The sequence below is a fragment of the Saccharothrix sp. DSM 118769 genome (genome assembly GCF_052936295.1).
Genome location: NZ_CP193627.1, coordinates 1,631,456 through 1,649,845, shown reverse-complemented (window position 1 = coordinate 1,649,845; position 18,390 = coordinate 1,631,456). Strand labels below are relative to the sequence as shown.

Sequence of the window (18,390 nt, the reverse complement as noted above, 5' to 3'; positions counted from 1 at the left end):
ACGCGGGCAGGATTGCGACCATCGAGGATGGAACCCCGCACGTCGGAACGAGGTCATAGACGACATGCACCTGCGACGAGTTCCCGCCCTGACGGCCGCGTTGGCCCTGGCGCTCACGCTCGGCCTGTCCGCGTGCGCCACCACGGTCGCGGGCAAGCCGTTGGCCGCGGCCGGCGGCGGCTCGGCCGCGGAGAAGAGCACGGACAAGAGCGTCCCCGGCAAGCCGTCCGCGACCAAGCCGAGCAAGGTCGAGCCGAGCGCGCCGGGGACGGGCGGGCAGAAGCCGAGCGGTGACGTGAAGATCGCCACCAAGAAGAAGACCGAGGGCTACGAGGACTGCGACATCCTCACGCCCGAGGACGTCGCCGCGGCCGTCGGCGCCGCCAAGGGTGGCGAGAAGGGCTGCGTGCAGAGCACCGAGGACCCGTTCGCGGTGGTGCTGTTCATGGTGACGTTCGCCGAGTACGAGGGCGAGGCGCGGACCATCGAGGTCGGCGGCAACACCGCGTACGAGGTGAAGGAGAGCGGCGGCGACTGCTCGGTGATCGTGATGCTGACCGACGACCCGGACGAGATCACCCCGGCGTTCCTGGCGAGCGTGACGCCGATCGACGAGATCGACCCGTGCGCCATCGCCCTCAAGCTGGCCACGAAGGGCTTCGAGAAGATCCCCAACGCCTGACGGTCGGTCCGGCGCCCGGGTCCTGAGCGCAGAACTCAGGGGACCCGGGCGTTGGACTCTCGGGGGCTGGACGTTGGACTCTCGGGGCCGGTTACGGGGTGTCGCCCGTCGCGGCGGGGCGGGCGGGGTCGTTCGACCACTCCGACCACGAGCCCGGGTACAGCGGCGCGGGGGCGTCCGCGGTGGTCACGCCCGCCACCTCCAGGGCCAGCACCACCGAACTGGCCGTCACGCCCGAGCCGCAGTAGGCCGCGACCGGCGTGCCCCCGGTCACCCCGAGCCCCGCGAAGCGCTCCGCCAGCGCGTCCGGCGCGAGCCAGCGACCCCCGGACGTGTGCCCCGAGGTGGGCGCGTTCAGCGCACCCGGGATGTGCCCGGCGCGCGGGTCCACCGGCTCGGTCTCGCCGCGGTAGCGCTCGGGCGCGCGGGCGTCGAGCAGCGCCCCGCTCCGCGCGAAGTCGGCGGCCTCGTCCGCGGTCAGGGTCGGCATCGCGCCGGGGCGCACGGTGATGTCGCCCGGTTCGGGTGACGGGGTGTCCGTCGCGACCGGCAGGCCGGCCGCGGTCCACGCCGCGAACCCGCCGTCCAGGACCGCCACTTCCGGGTGACCTGACCAGCGCAGCAGCCACCAGGCGCGCGCGGCGACCGACCCGTCGGCGGCGTCGTACACCACGACCGGGTGACCTTCGCGGACGCCGGCCGACCGCAGCGCGGCCTGGAGGACGGCCGGTTCGGGCAGCGGGTGGCGCCCCCCGGCGCCGGGGGGCGCGGCCAGCTCGGTGTCCAGGTCCAGGTAGACGGCGCCGGGAACGTGCCCGACCTCGTAGTCTTGACGTCCCGGGGGTCCGCCCAACCGCCAGCGGACGTCGAGCACGACCGGGACTCGCGCGCCGTCCAGCGCGGAGGCCAGGGCTTCGGTGCTGATCAGTGGATGCACGGCACCATCCTGCACCCGTGACCGGCCGACTAGCATTGACGCCATACGAAGGGGAGCGGGTGTGAACGACCTCATCGACACGACGGAGATGTACCTCCGCACTATCTACGAGCTCGAAGAAGAAGGTGTGGTGCCCCTGCGCGCCCGCATCGCCGAGCGGTTGGGCCAGAGCGGCCCGACGGTGAGCCAGACCGTCGGGCGCATGGAGCGCGACGGCCTCGTGGTCGTCGCCGACGACCGCCACCTGGAGCTCACCGAACAGGGTCGCAACCTCGCCGTCGCGGTCATGCGCAAGCACCGGCTCGCCGAACGCCTCCTGGTCGACGTGATCGGCCTGGAGTGGGAGCACGTGCACAGCGAGGCGTGCCGCTGGGAGCACGTCATGAGCGAGGCGGTCGAGCGCAAGCTGGTGAAGCTGCTCGGCAACCCCACCACCTCGCCCTACGGCAACCCCATCCCCGGTCTGGACAAGTTGGGCGACGGCGAGCCCGCGCCCCCCGCCGAGGCCGACCTGGTGCGCATCGACGAGGTGGCCCGCCGCGGCGGCGGCCACGTCGAGGTGCGCCGCATCGCCGAGCACGTGCAGCTCGACCCCGACCTGATGGCCGAGCTGAAGGCCGCGGGCGTGGTGCCGGGCGGCACGGTCGAGGTCGACTCGATGGGCGGTGCCCGGGTCGTGCAGGTGCGCGGCAACGGCACGGTCGCCGAGCTGGACCCCGCGGTGGCGCACGCCGTGCTGGTGCAGGCCCGGTGACGCCCGACGCGACGTCGCGCGGCCGGCAGGAGCCCGCGGACCGCGCGTCCGGCGCGTTCGAGCGGCTGCGCGGCGACGCCCCGGCCGGCGTGTGGTCCGCGCCCGGTCGGGTGAACTTGATCGGGGAGCACACGGACTACAACGACGGTTTCGTGCTGCCGTTCGCGCTGCCCCACCGGACCGCGGTCGCCGCGTCCCCGCGCGACGACGGGATGCTGCACGTGGCCACGCTCGGTGACGACGGCGGCGTGCAGCGGGCCGAGCCCGTCGCGGTCGCCGACCTGGAGCCCGGCGGGGTGCCCGGCTGGGCCGCCTACCCGGCCGGGGTGGCGTGGGCGCTGCGCGAGCAGGGCGTGACGGGCGGCGCCGACCTGGTGATCGCGGGCGACGTGCCCGCCGGCGCGGGCCTGTCCTCGTCGCACGCGCTGGAGTGCGCGGTGGCGCTCGCGCTGCTGGACCTGGCCGGCCGCCCGGCCGACGACCTGCCGCGGGTGGCGCGCTGGGTGCAGCGCGCCGAGAACGACTTCGTCGGCGCGCCCACCGGCCTGCTCGACCAGACCGCGTCGCTGTGCTGCACCGAGGCGCACGTGCTGTTCCTCGACGTGCGCTCCTTCAAGGCCGAGCAGGTGCCGTTCGACGCCGCCGCGCACGGCCTGGAGGTCCTGGTCGTGGACACCCGGGCCAACCACTCGCACACCGACGGCGGCTACGGCGCGCGCCGGGCGGGCTGCGAGGAGGCGGCCGGGCTGCTGGGCGTGCCCGCGCTGCGCGACGTGCACGTCGCCGAGCTGGACGGCGCGCTGGACCGGCTGCCCGACCGGCTGCGACCGCTCGTGCGGCACGTCGTGACCGAGAACGAGCGGGTGCTGGCGGCGGTGGAGCTGCTGCGCACCGGCCGGCTCGCCGAGCTGGGTCCGCTGCTGGACGCGTCGCACGCGTCGCTGCGCGACGACTACAAGGTGTCCGTGCCGGAGCTGGACGCGGCCGTGGACGCGGCGAAGGCGGCGGGCGCGCTGGGCGCGCGCATGGTGGGCGGCGGGTTCGGCGGGTCGGCCATCGCGCTGGTGCCCGTCGACCGGCACGACGAGGTCGTGGCCCGGGTGCGGTCGGCGTTCGCCGAGCACGGCTGGACCGCGCCGAGGACGTTCACCGCCGTGCCCTCGGCGGGCGCGGGCCGGGACCGCTGACGCGGGACAGGACCGCTGACGCGGGACAGGACCGCTGACGTGGGGCGAGACCACTGACGCGGGACAGGACCGCTGACGCGGGCCGGACGAAGCGGGACCGCCGGTACCGGGGCACGGACCGCTACCGCGCGCGGGGGCGTCGAACGCGACCCGCGCGCGGACGTACTGATCATCGAGGCGAAGGTGGGGTTGGAAGGGTGAAGTTGCTCGTCACGGGCGGCGCCGGGTACGTGGGCAGCGTCTGCGCGGCCAGGCTGGTGGAGGCCGGGCACGAGGTGGTCGTGCTGGACGACCTGTCCACCGGGCACGCGGACGCGGTGCCGGACGGGGCCCGGCTGGTCGAGGCGGGCATCGACGAGGCGATCGGCGAGGTGCTCGCCGCAGGCGTGGGCGGCGCGGGCTTCGACGGCGTGCTGCACTTCGCCGCCAAGTCGCTGGTCGGCGAGTCCATGCAGGACCCCGCGAAGTACTGGCACGGCAACGTGGTCACCTCGCTGCGGCTGCTGGACGCCATGCGCGAGCACGGCACGCCCCGCCTGGTGTTCTCCTCCACCGCCGCCACCTACGGCGAGCCGGAGCAGGTGCCGATCGCCGAGACCGCGCCGACCCGCCCCACCAACACCTACGGCGCGACCAAGCTGGCCATCGACCACGCCATCACCTCCTACGCCGCCGCGCACGGCCTGGCCGCGGTCAGCCTGCGCTACTTCAACGTCGCGGGCGCCTACGGCCGCTTCGGCGAGCGGCACGGCGTGGAGACCCACCTGATCCCGCTGGTGCTCCAGGTCGCCCTCGGGCAGCGCGAGCGGATCCAGGTGTACGGCGAGGACTGGCCCACCGAGGACGGCACCTGCGTGCGCGACTACATCCACGTCGTGGACCTCGCCGACGCGCACCTGCTGGCGCTGGAGCACGCGGCGGCGGGCGAGCACCGCATCTACAACCTGGGCAACGGGTTGGGCTTCTCGGTCAAGCAGGTCGTCGAGGCGTGCCGGGAGGTGACCGGCCACCCGATCCCGGCGGCCGTGGCGCCCCGGCGCGCGGGCGACCCCGCCGTGCTGGTGGCCTCCAGCGAGCGGGCGCGCACCGAACTGGGGTGGAAGCCCGAGCGCGTTGACCTGGCCGGCATCGTGAACGACGCGTGGGAGTTCACCCGGTCACTACAGGGGGCGTGATGACAGGCAAGATCACCGAGGCCGGGTTCGGGGACCTGACCTCGTACAACGGGATGCCGCGGGTGTCGTCGCTGGCGCTGTCGCCGGACGGCGCGCGGCTCGTCGCGGTGGTGTCCTCGCCGTCACCGGACGGCAAGGCGTGGCAGGGCGCGCTGTGGGAGGTCGACCCGACCGGCGAACGGCCGGCGCGGCGGCTGACCCGCGGCGCGAAGGGCGAGGGCGCGCCCGCGTTCACGCCCGACGGCGGGCTGCTGTTCGTGTCGTCGCGGCCCGACCAGGAGGCGAAGCCGAACGAGGGCAAGGCCAAGGACAAGGCGGCGCTGTGGCTGCTGCCGCCGACCGGCGAGGCCCGTGAGCTGTTCCGGCCCGCCGGCGGCGTGGCCGAGTTCGCGGTGGCGCGGCAGGCGGGCACCGTGCTGCTGGCGTCGGGCGCGCACCCCGGCGTCGGGTTCGGCGAGCAGGACGAGGAGCTGCGCAAGGCCCGCGAGGACGCCGGCGTGACGGCGATCCTGCACGAGTCCTACCCGGTCAGGCACTGGGACGCCGACCTCGGCCCCTGCTTCCCCCGGCTGCTGACCACCTCGGCCCCGGTCGGCGTGGACAGCCCGCGCCTCGACCCGGCGGCCGGCCTGGTCGACCTGACGCCGAACGCGTCGGCGCGGCTGGACGACTCGCCGGCGATCAGCCCGGACGGCCGGTGGGTCGTGCACACCGAGAGCGTCGAGGTGAGCCCGGCCTACGGCAGGCGCGTGCGGCTGCGGCTGTCGGCGGCGGACGGCTCGTCGACCCGCGTGCTGGCCGAGCGCGAGGGCCACTCGTTCCTCCAGCCGGTCTTCCTGCCCGACTCGTCGGGCGTGGTCGCGGTGCGCGCGTTCGACTCGACGCCGGACGAGCCGTGGACCAACACCCTGGTCCGCATCCCGCTCGACGGCGACGCGGTCGACCTCGCGGCGGACTTCCCGGAGGAGCCCGAGCACCCGGTGGTGAGCCCGAACGGGTCGGCGGTGTACTTCACCAGCAGCCACCGGGGGCACCAGCCGATCTGGCGGCTGGACCTGGCGTCCGGCGAGGTCGTGAAGCTGACCGCGTCCGGCGCGTACACCGACGTGCGGGTCAGCCCCGACGGCGGCTCCGTCTACGCGCTGCGCAGCGCGTGGGACCACCCGCCGCGGCCGGTGCGGTTGTCGGCGTCGGGCGCGGACCAGGAGCCGGTGCCGCTGCCCGCGCCCGGCGAGGTCGAGTCGCTGCCCGGCACGCTGACCGAGGTCGAGACCACCGCGGCCGACGGGCGGACCGTGCGGGCGTGGCTGGTGCTGCCGACCGGCGCCTCCGCCGAGCGGCCCGCGCCGCTGCTGCTGTGGGTGCACGGCGGCCCGGTGATGAGCTGGAGCGGGTGGAGCTGGCGCTGGAACCCGTGGCTGATGGCGGCGCGCGGGTACGCCGTGCTGCTGCCGGACCCGGCGCTGTCCACCGGCTACGGGCACGACTTCGTGCGCGCCGGCTGGGCGTCGTGGGGCGCGAAGCCGTACACGGACCTGATGGAGATCACCGATGTCGTCGTGCGGCGCGACGACGTCGACGAGACGCGCACGGCCGCCATGGGCGGGTCGTTCGGCGGGTACATGGCGAACTGGATCGCCACCCAGACCGACCGGTTCAAGGCGATCGTGACGCACGCGTCGCTGTGGCACCTGGACGCGTTCACCGGCACCACGGACGACTCGTACTACTGGATCCGCGAGATGGGCGACCCGCTCGTGCAGGACGAGCGGGTGCGCGCCAACTCGCCGCACCTGCGCGTCGCGGACATCAGGACGCCCATGCTGGTGATCCACGGCGACAAGGACTACCGCGTCCCGATCGGCGAGGGGCAGCGGCTGTACTTCGACCTGGTGCGGCACGGCGTGCCCGCGAAGTTCCTGTACTTCCCGAGCGAGAACCACTGGATCCTGACGCCGGGCAACTCGAAGGTCTGGTACGAGACGATCTTCGCGTTCCTCGCCGAGCACGTGCTCGGCGAGGAGTGGGTGCGCCCGGACCTGGTCTAGGTCGTACGCCCCCCGACGGGGCTCCCCGGTGCGGGTCGGTGATCGACCGGTCCGCACCGGAGGCCGTCGCGGCCTGGTCGGTCACGCACCGGGCGGTGAGGGGTCAGGTCACCTCCGGCGGGGACGGCGGGGTGGCCGAGGTGAGCGGGGCCGGCGGGGGCGGGTGGTCGGCGGCGGCCTGGTCGGCCAGCCCGCGGAGGGTGTCCGGGGGCAGGGCGGTGTCCAGGGCCGCTCTCAGGAGCTCGGCGAGGCGGTGGCCCGGGTGGGCCTGTTCGGCCCGGTCCAGGGCCAGCGCCGCCAGGGTGCCCAACCCCCTCAGGTAGGCGGAGAAGGCGAGGAGGGTCGCGGGTTCCGCGCGTTCCGGGGCCGGGCAGGCGCGGGTCAGCTCCAGCCAGAGGTCCTCGGCGCCGCGGGCGTGCTCGCCCGTGCAGTGGGCCAGGCTCGCGTCGCGCACCCACGGGTTGGACAGGGCGTGGGCCAGGTCGGCCACCTCCTCGTCGGTCAGGGGGCGCTTCCTGGTCGCCGCCCGCACGACCTCGGCCCGCACCAGCTCGCGGTGGCGGGACTGGAGGGCCTCGTCGGTGGGCGGGGCGGTGTCGGTGGCGCGGCGGTCGAGCAGCCGCGCCCGGCGGGCCAGGACCTCCGGCGGGTCGGGGGTCAGCAGTTCGGCCATCGCGGCACGGCTGGCGAACGTCACGAAGCCCTGGGCGGCCGAGGTGGCGGCCAGGGTGGTGGCGGTCGGGTCCGGGACGGTGCCGCGGGTGCCCGCGTCGTGGTAGTCGAACCACGGCTCGCCGGCCGCGGTCGCGGCGGTCCACACCGCGAGCACCAGCGGCACGCCCACCGCGTGCAGGCCGTCGTCCAGCTCGTCGACGAGGCGGTCGTGCGGCAGGTCCCCCGGCGGGTCGCCCGAGCCGCCGCCGACCACGACGGCCACCGCGGTGGCGCGGTGGCAGCGCGCGAGCGGGGTCATCAGTTGGCCGACCACGGCGCGCACGCGGTCCGGCGGGGGCAGGTCGGTGCGCAGCGTCACGGCCACGGAGGGGCCCTCCAGGGCCAGCAGCACCAGCGAGTCGACCGGGTGGAAGCCCAGCAGGTGCGGGAGGGCGGCGATCAGGTCGCCCGGGTCCTGGACGCGGGGCGTGGGGAGCAGGTCGTTGGTCATGCCACGACTGTGGGGCAAGCGGCCGGTCGGCGGCGGGCGGGAGGGCCGACCTGTGGACAACTCGGAAAAGGCCGCTCCCGCGCGGGGCGGGAGCGGCCGGCGACCTGCGGGAACTCAGCAGTCGGGGGCGACCCGACCGTCCGAACCTGTGTACACGTAGGCGTCGGAGACGTAACCCGAGCCGATCCTGTCCCACAGGTTGGTGGTGCCGTACTTGCCGGTGACCGTGGTGCCGGTGGTCTGGCAGCTGATGGTCACGGTCGCGCCGTCGGCGACCGACCCGACCGCCGCGTACGACGTGCCGGGACCGGAGCGGACGGTCACCGAGGCGCCGCTGTCGGTGCCGATGGTGCCGGTCACGCCGCTGGTGCCGCACGAGTTCCGGCTCGTGTAGCTGCGCGTGCCCCAGTACAGGATCTGCGTCCCGTTGAACCGGATCTTCTGGTCGACGCCGTTGAGCCGCTGTTCGTAGTGCAGGTGGGGACCGCTGGAACCGCCCGTCGTGCCGACGTCGCCGATGCGCTGGCCGATCCGCACGGCCTGCCCGACGCTGACCCGCTGCACGGACAGGTGCGCGTAGCGGGTGCGCCAGCCGGCGCCGTGGTCGATCTCGACCCAGCGGCCGTAGCTGGTGCTGCCCTCGTTCGCCACCCGCGTCACGGTGCCGCCCGCCGAGGCGACCACGGGGTCGCCGTCGTCGTTGGCCCGGTTGAAGTCCACCGAGTTGGCGGGGCTGTGGTTGGTGCGGGTCTGCCCCTCCCACACCTGGTTGCACGGGAACGGCAACTGGAAGTTCGGGGCCGCTGCGGCCTCGCCCTGCACGAGGGCGAGGCCGACCAGCGGCGCCACCAGGGCCGTGACGAACGCACGCCTGGCTCGGCTCATCTGCCACCTCCTTGACGACTGGTGCGGTGATCCGATCAGACCGGCCGCCGAAGTGGAAGACTTACCAAGTGTTCGCTTCGTGAATTACTTCCTAACCAACCGAACGGCGCAACGCCTGCGTCCCGCCGACCACGGGGAGTTCCACGGTCGTCGAGGTCAGGTCGATCGACAGGCCCGCGCCCGGCGCCGGGCGCAGCGTGTAGTCGTAGTCCGAGGAGATCAGCACGAACTCGACGCTGTGCCCGGCCGGCACGACGTAGTCGTTCGGCTCCAGCTCGACCTCGACCCGGTACTGCCTGCCGGGCTCGATCGCCTTGGTCCTCGACGGCGACGTGCGGTTCTGCGGGTCGGTCCAGCCCCGCGTGATGACGTGCGACGTGCCGTCCGGCGCGCGGTCGACCAGCAGCGCGGTCACGTTGGCCGCCGGCCGGTCGAACGAGATCGCCAGGTCGACGCGGGCCGTGCCGGAGAACCGCAGGGCCTCCGAGGCGGGCCGGGTAGCGTACGACAGGCGGTTGACCGAGGCGGGCGCGTCGACCAGGTCCTCCGCGAGCACGGAGGCGTCGTCGCGCAGGGACTCGACCACGGGACGGCCGGGGACCTGCTGCGCCCGCAGCGCGCCCTTCGCCGCACCGCCGGCCCACGGGTGGAGGCGGGCCTTGGACGTGCCCGGCGCGGGCCACTCGGCCTCGTCGGTCCACGTCACCTTGTCCTCGCGCTGGATCGTCGCCCTCGGCTCCTTCTCGATGCCGTTGTCGACGCCGTGGAGGTAGTGCGAGAACCAGCGGTTGATCGTGCGCCGCCACTCGGCGGACCGCAGCGTGTCGGGGTCGGTGTGCCCGGACTGGTGCAGCCAGATCTTGTGCTCCACGCCGTTGCGCTTGAGCGCCTCGTACCACTGCGAGACGTGCTTGACCTTGACGTTCCAGTCGCTCAGGCCGTGCACGGCGAGCACCGCGGCACGCACCTCGTCGGCGTCCTTGACGTAGTTCCGCTCGTCCCAGAACTCGCTGTAGTCGCCGGTCACGCGGTCCTGCCGGGCGGCGACCTCGGCGATGACCGGCTTGCAGACCTCCCGGTCGGCGCGGGTGTAGACGTACTCGGCGAGCACGTCGAGGTCCTCGCCCTGGAACGTGCCGGGCGCGACGACCGCGCCGTCCGCGCGGTAGTAGTCGTACCAGCTGGAGATGGCCGCGATCGGCACGATCGCCTCCAGCCCCTCCACGCCGGTGGCGGCGACGGCGTTGGGCAGGGTGCCGTTGTACGACACGCCCATCATGCCGACCTTGCCGGTGGTCCACGTGGCCTTCACGTCCGCGCCCGCCGCGTCGCGGGCGGTGGTGCGGCCGTTCAGCCAGTCGATCACGGACTTGGAGCCGACGGTCTCGTTGTGCCCGCCGGAGGTGGGGCAGCCGGTCGACTTGCCGGTGCCGAGCGACTCGGCGTAGACCACCGCGAAGCCGCGGGCGATGAAGTACGCCTCGTAGCGACCGGACGTGATGGGCCCGGCGTTGGGGCCGACTGCCGCCGCGATCCGCTCGTCGGCCTGCGCCTTGAGCAGGGACCCGTCGCGCTTGTCGTGGCCGCCCTTCCGGTCGGGCACGTGCAGCTCGACGTCCACGTCGTGGTTGGCCACGTCGTTGCCGCCGGAGAAGTACGGGCTGTTGAAGAACACGACCGGGACGTCGAGCCCCCGGTTGGTCGCCCCTTGGCGCACCACCTCGGTGTAGACCTCGTCGTCGCGACCGTCGCGGTCGCTGTCGACCGGGGCGCGCACCCACACGCTCTCGCGCACCACGTCCTTCGGGTCGAAGACGGGCTGCGCCTCGCCGCCGACGAACACCGGGCCCTCCGCCGCGGCGCCGGCCACCGCGGGCACGAGCCCCAGCGGCAGCGTCACCAGAGCCGCGACGACGGCGGCTCTCCGTACAGCCTTCACGACCGAACCCCCATCATGTCCAGGACAGGTTTCGGGCAGACCCTCCCCTCGCCGCACACCCCTGTCAAGGGCGTCCACAGTCCACAGTGGATAGAACGTGAAGACCCGACGAACGGCCCCTTGACCAGCGGCGGGGACATGTGCAGACTCGCCCGCGCCATGCGTGACTTCATCGCCGCGCTGCCCAAGGTGGAGCTCCACGTCCACCTCGTCGGGTCAGCCTCCCCCGATACCGTCCTCACCCTCGCCCGCCGGCACCCGGAGCACGGCGTGCCGACCGACCGGGCCGAGCTGCGCCGCTTCTACGAGTTCACCGACTTCGGCCACTTCATCAAGGTCTACGGCACGGTGAACGACCTGGTCACGACCGGTGAGGACGTCCAGGCGCTGGTGCTCGGCCTGGCGGAGGAGCACGCCCGGCGCAACGTCCGGTACGCCGAGGTGACGGTCAGCGCGACCAGCCACCTGCGCGCGGGCATCGCCGCGGACGAGCTGGACGAGGCGCTGACCACGAGCCGGGAGCGGGCGCGGGCGGAGCACGGCGTCGAGCTGGCCTGGGTGTTCGACGTGCCCGGCGTGTGGGACCTCGACTTCGGCCTGACCAGCGCGCGGTACGCGACCGGGCACCGGCCGCCGGGCACGGTCGGCTTCGGCCTGGGCGGCTTCGAGGCGGACGCGCCGCGCCGGGCGTTCCGCGAGGCGTTCGCGCTGGCCCGGGACGCGGGCCTGCACTGCGTGCCGCACGCGGGCGAGACGACCGGCCCCGACCAGGTCCGCGAAGCCCTCGACGACCTGCGCGCCGAGCGGATCGGCCACGGCGTCGGCGCCGCCCGGGACCCCGAGCTGCTGCGCCGGCTGGCCGACGAGGGCGTCACGCTGGAGATCAGCCCCACGTCCAACCTGCGCACGGGCGCGGTGCCCGACCTCGCCGACCACCCGCTGCCCCGGCTGCTCGACGCGGGGGTGCCGGTGTGCCTGAACACCGACGACCCGGCGATGTTCCACACCGACCTGAACGCCGAGTACCTGCTGGTGCACGAGCGGTTCGGCCTGGGCCGGGACGAGCTGGCCGACCTGGCCCGCACCGGGGTGCGGGCCAGTTTCGCGCCGGAGGCGCTCAAGCGGTCGCTGCTGGACGGGATCGACGCGCTGACCCGCCCGGCCGGGCCGCCCCGCTGAACCGGCGCCCGGACCGCCCGCCGGGGCAGGATGGGGCGCATGAGGCTCGTGATCCTGGGCGGCGGCGGCTTCCGCGTGCCGCTGGTGCACAAGGCGCTCGACGAGCGCGTCACCGACCTGGTCCTGCACGACGTGGACGCCCACCGGCTGCGCGCCGTCCGCGACGTGCTGCGCGGCGGCCCGCCGGTGACCGCGACCACCGACCTGGACGAGGCGCTGCGCGGCGCGGACTTCGTGTTCTCCGCGATCCGGGTGGGCGGCCTGGCGGGTCGCGCGATCGACGAGGAGGTGGCCCGCGCGCACGGCGTGCTCGGCCAGGAAACCGTCGGCGCGGGCGGCGTCGCCTACGGCCTGCGCACCGCGCCGGTGGCCGACCGGATCGCCCGCCGGGTCGCCGAGCTCGCCCCGGACGCGTGGGTGATCAACTTCACCAACCCGGCGGGTCTGGTCACCGAGGTCATGGCCAGGCACCTCGGCGGGCGGGTCATCGGCATCTGCGACTCGCCGGTGGGGCTGTGCCGCCGGGTCGCGCGGGCGCTGCGCCTGGACGACCCGGTGTTCGACTACGCGGGCCTCAACCACCTCGGCTGGCTCCAGGGCGTGCGCGAGGGCGGCTCGGACAACCTGCTGCCGACCCTGCTGGCCGACGACGCGGCGCTGGCGGGCTTCGAGGAGGGCAGGCTGTTCGGCGGCGAGTGGCTGCGCGCGCTCGGCGTGGTCCCCAACGAGTACCTGCACTACTACTACTCGACGCGGGAGTCGCTGGGCGACGACCGCGGGGCGTTCCTGCTGGCGCAGCAGAAGCGCTTCTACGACGGCGAGGTCGACTGGGAGACCACGCGGCTGGAGCGCGAGGCGACCTACATGGCGCACGACCGCGAGGGCGAGCGCGACAGCCTGGAGGGCGGCGGGTACGAGCACGTCGCCGCGGCGCTCATGCGGGCCATCCACGACGACGAGAAGGCCACGCTGATCCTCGACGTGCCCAACGGCCACACGCTGTCCACACTGGACCCGGAGGCGATCGTCGAGGTGCCGTGCGAGGTGGACGCGGCCGGCCCGCGCCCGCTGCCGGTGAGCCCGCTGCCCGACCACGCGGCCGGGCTCGTCACGTCGGTCAAGGCGGTGGACCGGCTGGTCGCGGAGGGCACCCGCGCCGCCGCGCTCAAGGCGTTCGCCCTGCACCCGCTGGTCGACTCGGTCGCCACCGCCCGCAGCCTGCTCGACACCTACGCCGCCCGGCACCCGGAGCTGGCCTACCTGAGGTGAGCGCGGCCCAGCGAGTCCGCCCGGCGGGTGGTCTCCGGCAGCCGGTGCAGGCACAGCCGCAGCACCTCGGCGCACGCCCGGTCGAGGTCGATCCGGTGCCCCACCGACACGAACACCGGCTTCACGCCCGCCCGGGTGCGCAGCGCGCGGCCCACGACCTCGCCGTCGTCCACCAGGTCGCGGGCCGCGCCGCGCTCCTCCCCCGGCGGGTCGAACGGGCCCATCGGCGTCTTGGCGACCCCGACGCTCGGCAGGTCGGTCAGCACACCCAGGTGGCAGGCCAGCCCGAACCGGCGCGGGTGGGCCAGGCCCTGCCCGTCGCACACCAGCAGGTCCGGCCGCACCGAGAGCTTCTCCAGCGCCCCCAGCAGCGACGGCAGCTCGCGGAACGCGAACAGGCCCGGCACGTACGGGAAGTCCGCCTTGCCGCGCACCACCGCCGTGTCGACGGTCGCCAGCGAGTCGGCGTCGAGCACCACGACGGCGGCGGCCAGCCGGTCGTCGTCGGCGTAGGACACGTCCAGCCCGGCGACGTGCCGCACCACCAGGTCCGGGTCGGTCCGCGTCACGACCAGCGGGCGCAGCCGCTCCTGCTCCGCGACGGCCTCCTCCGGCGTCACGAGTGCCTCACCGAGGCGCGGTGCGCGGCCAGCAGGTCCTCGCCGAAGTCCCCGGACCGCCGCCGCCACACCGAGTGCGCGTGGTTGGCGTCGTTGGCGGTGTTGTCGTACTCGATGAGCAGCTCCGGCCCCTGGACGCGGTAGTAGTGGCCCTCGCCGCGCCTGGCCGAGCCCTCCCACGCGAAGTGCAGCCGGTCGAGGTCGAGCGCCTCGAACTCCTCGTCGGCGAGGTCGCCGTGCAGCCGGTCGAGGTAGTAGCGGACCAGCCCCACGAGCAGGCCGCGCGAGGACCGGTCCAGCTGCGCGGCGGTCACCCCGGCGGGTTCCACGTCGCCGACGCGGGGCGCGTTGCCGGTCCGCACGTCCGGCGGCGGCCGGTCCGCGACCACGGCGAGGCCGCGCGCCGTGGGGCCCATCCGGTCGAGCAGCTCGCGCGCCAGCTCCTCCTCCAGCCGCAGCGGCTGGAGCACCGTGCGCCCCCGGTAGGTGGTGCGGGCGGGGTTCGCGCCCAGGAAGAACGGGGTGGCCGACACGCGGCCCTCGGCGACCACCACGCTCACCGAGAGGTGGTGGCCCTCGACCCGCCAGCCGTAGGGCTCGTCGCCGGGCTCGCCGAGCAGCACGGTCCAGTAGTCGCCCTGGTGGCGGTCGCGGTGGCCGCCCTCGCGGTCGTCGAGCACGTCCTCCAGCGCCATGACCGCCGCGGCCTGGGCGTAGGCGTGCGGGCTGAGCACGCACGACAGCAGCCGGTGCACGGCCTTGCGCTGGTCGCGGTCGAGCGCGCCGCAGACCACACCCGGCCGCGCGCCCGGCGTGTACGCCCACCGCCTGCGCAGGTCGTCGTCGGTGGCGGGGCGCACCGCCTCGGCGCGGCGCACCTCGTCCAGGGTGTCCAGGAAGCCGCGCGTGGCCTCGGCGATCTCGTGCAGCATCCCCCGAACCTATCCGGCCGGGGACCGCGCGGCAGCACGTTCCGCGCGGTCCGGGAGGGTCGTCCACCGGGCACGCCGTTGTCAACACCCCCGCGACCGCGAGCAGGGCGAGAGCCGGCGGCGTGCCTTCGGGGACGAAGGTGGAGATCGTCCCGCGACTCCCCTCCGTGACCCGCTGGTGACATGCTGGAGCCGTGTGGAACGGCGACCTCATCGACCTCGACGCGTACTTCGGCCGCATCGGCCTCCCCCACGACCCGGACCCCACAGTGCACCGGCTGCACCGCGCCCACCTGGCCGCGATCAGCTTCGAGAACGCCGACGTGCGCGACGGCGTGCCCATCCGCCTGGACGTGCCGTCGTTGCAGGACAAGCTGGTCCGGCGGCGGCGCGGCGGCTGGTGCTTCGAGCAGAACCTGCTGTTCGCCGCCGTGCTCGACCGGCTCGGCCACCGGGTGACCGGCATGGCGGCGCGCGTGCTGCTGGGCCGCTCGGGCGACATCCCGCGCACGCACGCCGTCCTGCGCGTGGACGACCGGTGGCTGGTCGACGTCGGGTTCGGCGGCGGCGGGCTGCTCACCCCCGTGCCGCTGGTGCCCGGCGTGGTCGAGCGGCAGGGCGACTGGGAGTTCCGGCTCGACCACCGCGACGGCGTCTGGACGCTGAACTCGGCGCAGGGCGGCGAGTGGGTGGCCCTGTACGACTTCACCGAGGACCCGCGCACGCCCGCCGACTACGAGGTCCTCAGCCACTACCTCGCGACGCACCCGAAGTCCGCGTTCCTCGGCAGGCTGGTGGTGCAGCGGACCGACGAGCGCGCCCGCCACGCCCTCTCCGACCGCACGCTCACCGAGGCGCGGCCGGACGGCTCGGTCGTCAAGCGCGAGCTGACGCCCGACGAGCTGGACGCCGCGCTGCGCGAGGACTTCGGGTTGGAGCTGCCTACCGCCAGGGGTTGAGCGCGGGCCGCTCGCCGGTGACGACGCCCACCGGTTCGCGGCCGGCCAGCCACGCGACGAGGTCGTCCGCGGCACCGGTGAGCCGGACCTCCCGGCCGTCGCCGATCGTCCACTCGCGACCGTCGGCGGCGGCGAGCACGAGCCTGGTGCCGTCGGGCACCCGCACGGCGAGGAAGTCGACGACGTGCTCGTGGAACCCGGGCGACCACGCCACGGGACCCAGGTCGAGGTCGCGGGTGTGGATCTCCACCTCGCGCCACAGCGCGTACGCCGTGCCGGTCAGCGTGCCGTCGCGGTAGAAGACCGGGCTGTCCCAGTCGCGGACCCCCGCCCACGCCGCCTCCAGCCGGGCGGCGGCGTCCGCGAGGGCCGCCCGGTGCTCCGCCGCCGGACGACCGGCGCCCGCCTCGATCGCGGCGTCCCGCGCGGGCCGCCCGCCGGGGTAGACCTCGACCCGCTCGCCCTCGTGCTCGGCCTGGCCGGCGAGGGCGACCGTCACGTTGGCCAGGTGCGCCAGCACGTGCCCCCGGGTCCAGCCGGGCAGCGCCGACGGGGCCGCGACCTGCTCGTCGGTCAGGTCCGCGATGCGCTCGGCCAGCCCGCGGTGGGCGTCGAGCGCGTCCGCCTGGATCGTCATCGGAAGTCCCCCTAATGCCTTACACGATTAAAGCCATTAGGAACCTATCACTAGACTCGCCGGCGTGGCACTGGCGCTGGAGTTCGTGAGCACGGTCCGGCACGACGGGCACGGCGGGCTCGTCGACGACCTGGCCACGCCCGAGGGCTTCGCCGCGTGGGCGGGCGTCGAGCCGGACGAGGCGCTGCGCCTGCGGGTGGTGGAGCTGCGCTGGGCCGCGCGGTCGCTCTGCGCCCGTGCCGCGGACGCCCCCGAACGCCTGGACACGCCCCGCCTCATGCCGTTCGAGCAGGCGTTGGCGCTGGTCAACGAGACGGCGGCGCGCGTGCCGCGGACCGTGCGGCTGGAGTGGGGCGAACGGCCGGTGCTGCGCCACGTGGACGACGCCGAGCCGGGCGACCGGCTGGCGGCGGCGCTCGCCACCGCCGTCGCGGAGTTCCTGGCGGGCGACGAGGCCCGCGCCCTGCGCGCCTGCCCCGCGCCCCGCTGCGTCCGCTACTTCGTCAGGGCCCACCCGCGCCAGGAGTGGTGCAAGCCGTCCTGCGGCAACCGGGCCCGGGTGAGCAGGCACTACCACCGGTCCCAGGACTGACCGGTCCCACCCCGGCAGGTCCCCGCTCAGCCCTGGGCGATGTAGGCCGCGAGCTGGTCGTGGTCGGTCTGCAACTGGTCGATGCGGCTCTTCACCACGTCGCCGATGCTCACGATGCCGACCAGCCGGCCGCCGTCGAGCACCGGCACGTGCCGGACGCGCCGCTCGGTCATCAGCACCGTGAGGCTGTCCACCGGGTCGCTCGGGGCGCAGGTGAGCACCTCGCTCGTCATGATCTCCGACACCGCGGCGCCCAGCAGCTCGCCGCCCCGGTCGTGCAGCCCGCGCACGACGTCCCGTTCCGACACGATCCCGGCGATGCCCTCGGGCCCGGTCACGACCATCGCGCCCACGTTGTGCTCCGCGAGCGCGGCGAGGAGCTCCGCCACCGACGCACCCGTCCCGACCGTGGCCACGTCCGAACCCTTGTTGCGCAACACGTCAGCGATCCTCATGGGGCGCCTCCCGATCCACGGCAGATCCGGTTGCTACCCGGCTCACGCTAGTTGCCCGGACGGGTGACCGACAGGTCACGCGCCCGAAGGAACCCACACTTGGTGCAGTCGGGCTACCGCGCCCGGCACACCGCGTGCGGCGATCGGGCGCCGGTGGGCCGGGACGCCCCGGGCGTCACCCGGCCGGAGCAGCGGAGCGGCGGCGCGGTGACGTGATCGTCCACCGTGGACGCGCACGACCCGCCGGGCGCGGGGTGCGCGTCCGGCGGGTCGTGGTCGGGCGTCGGCGACCCGGACCGGCGTCCGGCGTCAACGGCCGGATCGGCGTCCGGGGCCCGGACCGGCGTCGGGGCCCGGGTCAGCCACCGGCCTTGCGGCGGAAGACCCGGCGGCCGGCGAAGCCGCTCTGCAACGGCCTGCCCTGCGACGCCTGCACGCCGCCGGCCTTCTGGGCGTGGCCCCGGCGCTCGCGGCGGTTGGGGACGACGGTCGGCCCCTGTTCCTGCTCCTGCTCCTGCTCACCGTCGCCGTGCTCGTGGTTCTCCATCGGACTACCTCCTGAGGTGTGACGTCGTCGCTGGTCAGCGACGTCGCATCGCGTACTGGCGCGGGGAGACGACGAGTCGGCCGCCGCCGTAGCGCGGCTGTGCCGCACCGGACGAGCGGGCGCCGCGCCGGGTGGCGCGGTTCATCGGCTGACCGTCGTCGTGCTGTGGTTCGTTGCGCATGGTGGGCATGCGTCCGCCTCCTCGATGGGTCGAGGCGTGCAAGGGGGCGCGACCCGGTTCAGACGGGTCGGCGAAGAGAGCCGCTGGGGCCACCAGGAGAAGGCGCGGCACGGCGCTCGGCCGGTGCGGCGCTGGAGGAAGAAGTCCTCAGAGGTAGATCTGGAAGAACATGCGGATGACGTTAGCGCGAATCGCCCGCCGTGCCAACCCGTTACCCGGCGGGGGCGGGTGAGCGTCCACTTCGGAC

General features: G+C 74.5%; 19 protein-coding genes. 9 read left to right on the top strand and 10 right to left on the bottom strand.

Features of this window, described 5'->3' with window-relative positions; genetic code table 11:
- Positions 1-64 precede the first annotated feature (64 nt).
- Positions 65-682: a hypothetical protein gene (locus ACRAKJ_RS07950; RefSeq protein WP_438923459.1), complete on the top strand. Its 618-nt coding sequence runs from the start codon at positions 65-67 to the stop codon at positions 680-682.
- Between the two features lie 91 nt (positions 683-773).
- Here the strand turns inward: ACRAKJ_RS07950 and ACRAKJ_RS07945 are convergent, their stop codons facing one another.
- The gene (locus tag ACRAKJ_RS07945; RefSeq protein ID WP_438923458.1) at positions 774-1,619 is read right to left on the bottom strand and encodes a rhodanese-like domain-containing protein; all 846 of its coding nucleotides are present in this window, start codon (positions 1,617-1,619) and stop codon (positions 774-776) included.
- 61 nt (positions 1,620-1,680) lie between these two features.
- On the opposite strand from ACRAKJ_RS07945, the gene ACRAKJ_RS07940 reads away from it, so the two are divergent.
- The 4 genes from ACRAKJ_RS07940 (at position 1,681) to ACRAKJ_RS07925 (ending at position 6,783) form a co-directional block, all read left to right on the top strand.
- Entirely contained in the window at positions 1,681-2,373 is a 693-nt protein-coding gene (locus tag ACRAKJ_RS07940; RefSeq protein WP_438923457.1) for an iron dependent repressor, metal binding and dimerization domain protein, read from the top strand.
- The gene (galK, locus tag ACRAKJ_RS07935) at positions 2,370-3,560 is read left to right on the top strand and encodes a galactokinase (protein ID WP_438923456.1); all 1,191 of its coding nucleotides are present in this window, start codon (positions 2,370-2,372) and stop codon (positions 3,558-3,560) included. The genes ACRAKJ_RS07940 and galK overlap by 4 nt, the downstream gene beginning before the upstream one ends.
- A 197-nt stretch (positions 3,561-3,757) precedes the next feature.
- Positions 3,758-4,735 (top strand): UDP-glucose 4-epimerase GalE, encoded by a 978-nt coding sequence (gene galE / locus ACRAKJ_RS07930; RefSeq protein ID WP_438923455.1) that lies wholly within the window; start codon positions 3,758-3,760, stop codon positions 4,733-4,735.
- On the top strand, positions 4,735-6,783 hold the full coding sequence (locus ACRAKJ_RS07925; protein ID WP_438923454.1) for a prolyl oligopeptidase family serine peptidase: 2,049 nt from the start codon (positions 4,735-4,737) through the stop codon (positions 6,781-6,783). The genes galE and ACRAKJ_RS07925 overlap by 1 nt, the downstream gene beginning before the upstream one ends.
- A 103-nt stretch (positions 6,784-6,886) precedes the next feature.
- Here ACRAKJ_RS07925 and ACRAKJ_RS07920 read toward each other — a convergent pair whose 3' ends face one another.
- From ACRAKJ_RS07920 to ACRAKJ_RS07910, 3 genes are all read right to left on the bottom strand, one after another.
- Entirely contained in the window at positions 6,887-7,948 is a 1,062-nt protein-coding gene (locus ACRAKJ_RS07920; protein WP_438923453.1) for a DUF4192 domain-containing protein, read from the bottom strand.
- 114 nt (positions 7,949-8,062) lie between these two features.
- Positions 8,063-8,833: a peptidoglycan DD-metalloendopeptidase family protein gene (locus tag ACRAKJ_RS07915; RefSeq protein ID WP_438923452.1), complete on the bottom strand. Its 771-nt coding sequence runs from the start codon at positions 8,831-8,833 to the stop codon at positions 8,063-8,065.
- Positions 8,834-8,924: 91 nt separating this feature from the next.
- Positions 8,925-10,772, bottom strand: coding sequence for a Xaa-Pro dipeptidyl-peptidase (locus tag ACRAKJ_RS07910; protein ID WP_438923451.1), 1,848 nt, complete (start codon positions 10,770-10,772; stop codon positions 8,925-8,927).
- Between the two features lie 159 nt (positions 10,773-10,931).
- Here ACRAKJ_RS07910 and add point away from each other — a divergent pair, with 159 nt between their 5' ends.
- Positions 10,932-11,951 carry an adenosine deaminase gene (gene add / locus ACRAKJ_RS07905; RefSeq protein WP_438923450.1) on the top strand — a complete coding sequence of 340 codons (1,020 nt, stop codon included), beginning with the start codon at positions 10,932-10,934 and terminating at the stop codon, positions 11,949-11,951.
- A 39-nt stretch (positions 11,952-11,990) separates the two neighbouring features.
- Positions 11,991-13,220 carry a family 4 glycosyl hydrolase gene (locus ACRAKJ_RS07900; protein WP_438923449.1) on the top strand — a complete coding sequence of 410 codons (1,230 nt, stop codon included), beginning with the start codon at positions 11,991-11,993 and terminating at the stop codon, positions 13,218-13,220.
- Here ACRAKJ_RS07900 and ACRAKJ_RS07895 read toward each other — a convergent pair.
- Both ACRAKJ_RS07895 and ACRAKJ_RS07890 read right to left on the bottom strand, forming a co-directional pair.
- Positions 13,208-13,840: an endonuclease V gene (locus ACRAKJ_RS07895; RefSeq protein ID WP_438923448.1), complete on the bottom strand. Its 633-nt coding sequence runs from the start codon at positions 13,838-13,840 to the stop codon at positions 13,208-13,210. The genes ACRAKJ_RS07900 and ACRAKJ_RS07895 overlap by 13 nt on opposite strands.
- Positions 13,837-14,772 carry a DUF3500 domain-containing protein gene (locus ACRAKJ_RS07890; RefSeq protein ID WP_438923447.1) on the bottom strand — a complete coding sequence of 312 codons (936 nt, stop codon included), beginning with the start codon at positions 14,770-14,772 and terminating at the stop codon, positions 13,837-13,839. Before ACRAKJ_RS07890 ends, ACRAKJ_RS07895 begins: the two co-directional genes overlap by 4 nt.
- Before the next feature lie 194 nt (positions 14,773-14,966).
- Here ACRAKJ_RS07890 and ACRAKJ_RS07885 point away from each other — a divergent pair, with 194 nt between their 5' ends.
- Positions 14,967-15,731, top strand: a complete 765-nt coding sequence (locus ACRAKJ_RS07885) for an arylamine N-acetyltransferase (RefSeq protein ID WP_438923446.1) — start codon at positions 14,967-14,969, stop codon at positions 15,729-15,731.
- On the opposite strand, the gene ACRAKJ_RS07880 is transcribed toward ACRAKJ_RS07885, so the two are convergent.
- Positions 15,715-16,368, bottom strand: coding sequence for a maleylpyruvate isomerase family mycothiol-dependent enzyme (locus tag ACRAKJ_RS07880; protein WP_438923445.1), 654 nt, complete (start codon positions 16,366-16,368; stop codon positions 15,715-15,717). The genes ACRAKJ_RS07885 and ACRAKJ_RS07880 overlap by 17 nt on opposite strands.
- 64 nt (positions 16,369-16,432) lie before the next feature.
- On the opposite strand from ACRAKJ_RS07880, the gene ACRAKJ_RS07875 reads away from it, so the two are divergent.
- On the top strand, positions 16,433-16,960 hold the full coding sequence (locus tag ACRAKJ_RS07875; RefSeq protein WP_438923444.1) for an ABATE domain-containing protein: 528 nt from the start codon (positions 16,433-16,435) through the stop codon (positions 16,958-16,960).
- Positions 16,961-16,986: 26 nt separating this feature from the next.
- Here ACRAKJ_RS07875 and ACRAKJ_RS07870 read toward each other — a convergent pair whose 3' ends face one another.
- The 3 genes from ACRAKJ_RS07870 to ACRAKJ_RS07860 all read right to left on the bottom strand — a co-directional run bounded on the left by ACRAKJ_RS07870 (position 16,987) and on the right by ACRAKJ_RS07860 (position 18,152).
- Positions 16,987-17,415, bottom strand: a complete 429-nt coding sequence (locus tag ACRAKJ_RS07870) for a CBS domain-containing protein (RefSeq protein ID WP_438923443.1) — start codon at positions 17,413-17,415, stop codon at positions 16,987-16,989.
- Between the two features lie 358 nt (positions 17,416-17,773).
- Complete coding sequence (locus ACRAKJ_RS07865; protein ID WP_438923442.1) at positions 17,774-17,962, bottom strand: hypothetical protein; 189 nt, start codon at positions 17,960-17,962, stop codon at positions 17,774-17,776.
- 34 nt (positions 17,963-17,996) lie between these two features.
- Entirely contained in the window at positions 17,997-18,152 is a 156-nt protein-coding gene (locus tag ACRAKJ_RS07860; RefSeq protein WP_438923441.1) for a hypothetical protein, read from the bottom strand.
- Positions 18,153-18,390: the final 238 nt, after the last annotated feature.

What these genes read in the sequence shown, in the direction of transcription:
- ACRAKJ_RS07915 (WP_438923452.1), bottom strand. Translation starts at nt 8,833, where the DNA reads ATGAGCCGAGCCAGGCGTGCGTTCGTCACGGCCCTGGTGGCGCCGCTG.
- add (WP_438923450.1), top strand. Translation starts at nt 10,932, where the DNA reads ATGCGTGACTTCATCGCCGCGCTGCCCAAGGTGGAGCTCCACGTCCAC.
- ACRAKJ_RS07870 (WP_438923443.1), bottom strand. Translation starts at nt 17,415, where the DNA reads ATGAGGATCGCTGACGTGTTGCGCAACAAGGGTTCGGACGTGGCCACG.
- ACRAKJ_RS07890 (WP_438923447.1), bottom strand. Translation starts at nt 14,772, where the DNA reads ATGCTGCACGAGATCGCCGAGGCCACGCGCGGCTTCCTGGACACCCTG.
- ACRAKJ_RS07865 (WP_438923442.1), bottom strand. Translation starts at nt 17,962, where the DNA reads ATGGAGAACCACGAGCACGGCGACGGTGAGCAGGAGCAGGAGCAGGAA.
- ACRAKJ_RS07860 (WP_438923441.1), bottom strand. Translation starts at nt 18,152, where the DNA reads ATGCCCACCATGCGCAACGAACCACAGCACGACGACGGTCAGCCGATG.
- ACRAKJ_RS07900 (WP_438923449.1), top strand. Translation starts at nt 11,991, where the DNA reads ATGAGGCTCGTGATCCTGGGCGGCGGCGGCTTCCGCGTGCCGCTGGTG.
- ACRAKJ_RS07925 (WP_438923454.1), top strand. Translation starts at nt 4,735, where the DNA reads ATGACAGGCAAGATCACCGAGGCCGGGTTCGGGGACCTGACCTCGTAC.
- ACRAKJ_RS07880 (WP_438923445.1), bottom strand. Translation starts at nt 16,368, where the DNA reads ATGACGATCCAGGCGGACGCGCTCGACGCCCACCGCGGGCTGGCCGAG.
- ACRAKJ_RS07920 (WP_438923453.1), bottom strand. Translation starts at nt 7,948, where the DNA reads ATGACCAACGACCTGCTCCCCACGCCCCGCGTCCAGGACCCGGGCGAC.
- ACRAKJ_RS07950 (WP_438923459.1), top strand. Translation starts at nt 65, where the DNA reads ATGCACCTGCGACGAGTTCCCGCCCTGACGGCCGCGTTGGCCCTGGCG.